Here is a 4194-nt window from a genome sequence, read left to right as displayed (position 1 = left end):
TCACCAAGCACAACCTCAAGTACCGCCGCTACTACCACCAGTTCGACTACTAATTTCATTTGGGGGAAACCGCAATGAGGCAATACATCTTTGCCAGCCACGCGCATTTTGCGACCGGCATCAAAGAGAGCACCGAGCTGCTCTCGGGCGCGCGCGATAACGTCCACGACCTGTCGATGTTTGTCGACGGCCGCACCGACGTCGCCGAGGAGGCCGCCAAGCTCCTGGCGACCTTCGACCCCGCCGACGACGTAATCGTGTGCACCGACCTGTTTGGCGGCAGCGTCAACAACGAGTTCACCAAGATCGTCCAGACGCGCCCCAACGCCTACCTGGTTGCCAACATGAATCTGCCGCTGCTGATCCAGCTGCTCTTTTCGGACCAGGAGGCTCCCGCCGATCAGGTTATCCGCGAGATCCTCGCGGCTGACGACACGCGCGTCAAGTTTGTCAACGACCTGCTGACCGATGCGGATGACGAGGAAGAGTTCTAGTCACCGCCTGCTATTAATGGGGCCGGGTTTCCGGCATGAGACCTTTGGGGGTCAATCATGATTCAACTGCTTCGCGTCGACCATCGTCTGCTTCATGGCCAGGTGGCCGTCTCTTGGGTCCAGGGCTTGGGCTCCGACTGCATCTTCTGCGTTGGCGACAAGGTTGCCAACGATCCCGTCTGGAAGACTACGCTCAAGATGGGAAAGCCGGCCAACGTCAAGCTCGTCATCAAGGACATGGAGCACGCCATCGAGGCCATCAACTCCGGTGTTACCGATAAGTACAAGATGATCATCTGCGTCGCCAGCATCGCCGAGGCCAAGCAGCTTGTCGACGGCTGCCCGCAGATCACCTCCATCAACCTGGGCAACACCAAGTCCAAGGACGAGCAGCGTCCCGATGCCCGTAAGATCTCCCGCCAGATCTTTGTGACTGCTGCCGAGGAAGAGGACATTCGTGAGCTCGTCGGCCGCGGTGTCGAGGTCGAGATTCGCGCTCTGGCCGACGACCCCAAGGTCGATGCCCTAAGCGCCCTCTAATTGGGAACCACGGGCGGCGCGCACGGCGCCGCCCCTATTCGTGGGCGTACCGGATAAACGCTTTACCCGTTACCCCCATCTACCGTTCACCGGGAGTACACGCCCGTTGAGCGATTGGTATTAAATAGTTTTCTCATGACTATATAATTGGTATCAAATCATTTGCACCGGTTTAGGTGTTAACAGCACACCGGTACAAGCTGGATCTGTCTAGGCGATTGTCGGCATGGAAAAGGGCGCGCTGACAAGTCGGGAATCGCCGCGCGGATCCAAGAGGGATCAAAGGGAGGAACAATGCTTGTTCAAGCGATCCTCATCGGACTTATCGCTGCCTTCGGTAAGCTCGATTATCAGCTCGGTACGCTCTATGCGTTCCGCCCGATCGTTCTGTGCCCGCTCGTCGGCATAGTCCTCGGGGACCTGCAGTCCGGCCTCGCCATCGGTGCGAGCCTCGAGCTGCTCTTCATGGGTTCAATCTCCATCGGCGCTTACGTGCCGCCCGATGAGTGTATTGGCGGTGTGCTCGCCTGCGCCTTCGCTATTCAGCTGGGTCAGAGCACCGAGGCCGCTATCGCGCTCGCGATGCCCATCGCCACTCTGTGCCTGGCCATTAAGAACGTCGTCAACGCCGGTATGCCCCTTCTGGTCGACCGTGCCGACGTCTTTGCCAGCAAGGGTAACCTCAAGGGTATCTACGCTATGCACTGGATTATCGGTCTCGTGATTGTCGTCCTGGCCTTTATCCTGTGCTCGGTCTCCTTCTATCTGGGTGCCGACGCTGTTCAGGGCCTGCTCGACTTCATCCCGACGTTCGTCCTCGATGGCTTTGGCGTCGCAGCCAACATCCTGCCTGCCATGGGCTTCGCCATGCTCGGCCGTCTGGTGCTTACCAAGCAGCTCGTGCCGTTCTACTTCCTGGGCTTCCTGCTGTGCTCCTATGCCAACGTGCCCGTCCTCGGCGTCGCCCTGATCGCAATCATCATCGGCATCGACAAGTACGACCTGCTGGGCCTTGGTGGCGCCCAGTCCCAGCTTTCTGTGGAAGGGGATGAGGACGATGACTTCTAATTCCGAGAACCAGATTACTCGCTCCGACCTCATTAAGAGCGCCGTGAACACCGGCGCCCTGGGCATGGAATTCTCCTGGACCTACTACAAGCAGATGAACATTGCCTTCTGCCTGATGGTCGCCAACATGCTCAAGAAGATCTATGCCGGCCGTCCCGATGATTACGCCGAGGCCTTGCACCGTCACAGCGCATTCTTCAACATCACCCCGCAGCTCGCTCCCTTCGTGGGTGGCATCGCGATGGCCATGGAAGAAAAGGTCGCTCGTGGCGAGGTTGAGCCCGAGAGCGTCAACGACATCAAGGCCGCCCTCATGGGTCCGCTTTCCGGCCTGGGTGACTCCTTCTTCCTGTCCACCCTGCGCGTCGTCGCCGCTGCCGTGGGCATCAGCCTGTGCCAGGCCGGCAACGTCTTTGGCCCCATCGCCTTCCTGCTCGTCTACAACATCCCGGCGTTCCTGATTCGTATCTTTGGCGCTATCAAGGGTTATGAGCTAGGCATTGGCTTCCTCGACGAGGCTCAGAAGACCGGCCTGATGCAAAAGATCATGGCCTGCGTCGGCATTGTCGGCGTTATGGTCGTCGGCGCCATGAGCAAGGACATGTTCTGGGCTTCGTTGCCCATCGCCATCGGTCAGGGCGACTCCGCCCAGACTCTCCAGGACATCCTGGACGGCATCATGCCCGGTATGCTCGGTATGGCCGCCTTCTGGCTCTACTACTGGCTGCTCTCCAAGAAGATCAACCCGATGGTCCTGATCCTCTGCACCATGGTCGTGGGCATTATCGGCGCTTACTTTGGCGTGCTTGCCTAATATGTTCGAATCGCGCTTCCATCGCGTCTAACGGTTGCGTCGATCTTTGGGGGGCTTGTCGCATCTGCGGCGGCCCCCTGTTTTTTAAAACTCCGTACGAAAGGGGAGGGCTATGGTCGTACCCGAGCTTTCGCTCATGAACATCAACCATCGTTACTACAGCATCGAGACGTTTTTTAAGGCTGCAGGTGAGGCCGGCTATCGCAATATCGAGCTGTGGACCGGCTCGATGCACCTGTATGTGGATTGCCATGAGCACGATTCGGTGGATAAGATTCGCGATCTTGCCGCCCAATACGGTATCAAGATCGTGTGCGTGTGCCCCGAGCAGAACAACCCCAAGCCGTGGAACGTCGCGGTGCGCGGTGAGGCGGGCCAAAAACGCATCCTCTCGTACTTTAAGAATGTGATCGACGTTGCCGTTGAGTTGGGCGTGCCGCAGATTCTGGTGACGAGTGGTTGGGCCTATCTGGACGAGCCGGCTGAGGACGCCTGGGCCCGCAGCGTTGCCATGCTGCGCTCGGTGTGCGACTACGCCGATACGCGCGGTATTCGCGTCGCGCTCGAGGCCCTGCAGCCGTCGGAGTCCGTGTTGGTCAACACCGCACAGGATGTCGCGCGCATCCTCGAGGCGGTCGATCGCCCCAACCTGAAGGCATGTATCGACTTTGGCGCCATGGAAGTTGCCGGCGACACAATCGACGGCTACTTTGAGGTTTTGGGCGACAAGATCGTTCACACCCACTTTGTCGATGTGGGCGGTGGCACGACGCATCTTGCCTGGGGCGACGGCGAGCGTGATATGCGTGCCGACCTCGAGGCACTCATGCGCCACGGCTATACGGGCTATGTCTCGGCCGAGACGTGTGACGGCCGCTACTATCAGGATCCGTCCAAGGCGACGACTCAGGTTATCGAGATGTATCGCCGTGTGACAGCGGAGATGGAAGCCGAATAACTAAACTGCACGGTTGCGCCGGAAACGCTTGGGCGGGTCTGGCGCAACGCTTTTATAGCTGGCGAGTTGTGGGGAACCCGTTGGCAGTAGCGCTCGAAATAGACAACTATTGGCGTTGTAATACCACTCGGGCGAGGAAACCGACCGTTCGCCGCAAATCTCCGTGAGTTTGGATTGGTATTAAATAACAAGCAATCGTATGGCTATAATTGGTATCAGCAAGAAGCGCGATGTATAGAATTGCGCACATGTGATGGGAGGACACACATGAAGGAGACCGAGAAGATCGAGATCATGCACTTCGACCAGGAGGGCTACCT

Annotated in this window: 5 protein-coding genes; all 5 read left to right on the top strand. The window is 58.4% G+C overall.

Annotation, left to right across the window (positions count from 1 at the left end; all coding sequences use genetic code 11):
* The first annotated feature begins 74 nt into the window (after positions 1 to 74).
* Positions 75 to 494, top strand: coding sequence for a PTS sugar transporter subunit IIA (locus tag DWY05_RS09780; protein WP_117821542.1), 420 nt, complete (start codon positions 75 to 77; stop codon positions 492 to 494).
* 57 nt (positions 495 to 551) lie between these two features.
* The gene (locus DWY05_RS09775) at positions 552 to 1034 is read left to right on the top strand and encodes a PTS sugar transporter subunit IIB (protein ID WP_055252644.1); all 483 of its coding nucleotides are present in this window, start codon (positions 552 to 554) and stop codon (positions 1032 to 1034) included.
* A gap of 294 nt (positions 1035 to 1328) precedes the next feature.
* Positions 1329 to 2102, top strand: a complete 774-nt coding sequence (locus DWY05_RS09770) for a PTS sugar transporter subunit IIC (protein WP_006235882.1) — start codon at positions 1329 to 1331, stop codon at positions 2100 to 2102.
* The gene (locus DWY05_RS09765) at positions 2092 to 2916 is read left to right on the top strand and encodes a PTS system mannose/fructose/sorbose family transporter subunit IID (protein WP_197032845.1); all 825 of its coding nucleotides are present in this window, start codon (positions 2092 to 2094) and stop codon (positions 2914 to 2916) included. Before DWY05_RS09770 ends, DWY05_RS09765 begins: the two co-directional genes overlap by 11 nt.
* A gap of 112 nt (positions 2917 to 3028) precedes the next feature.
* Positions 3029 to 3874, top strand: coding sequence for a sugar phosphate isomerase/epimerase (locus tag DWY05_RS09760; protein ID WP_117770651.1), 846 nt, complete (start codon positions 3029 to 3031; stop codon positions 3872 to 3874).
* Positions 3875 to 4194: the final 320 nt, after the last annotated feature.

This window comes from Collinsella sp. AF23-4AC (genome assembly GCF_003462685.1).
Taxonomy (GTDB): Bacteria; Actinomycetota; Coriobacteriia; order Coriobacteriales; family Coriobacteriaceae; genus Collinsella.
Note: the sequence above shows the minus strand (reverse complement) of the source record. Positions and strands in the feature narration are given on the sequence as shown.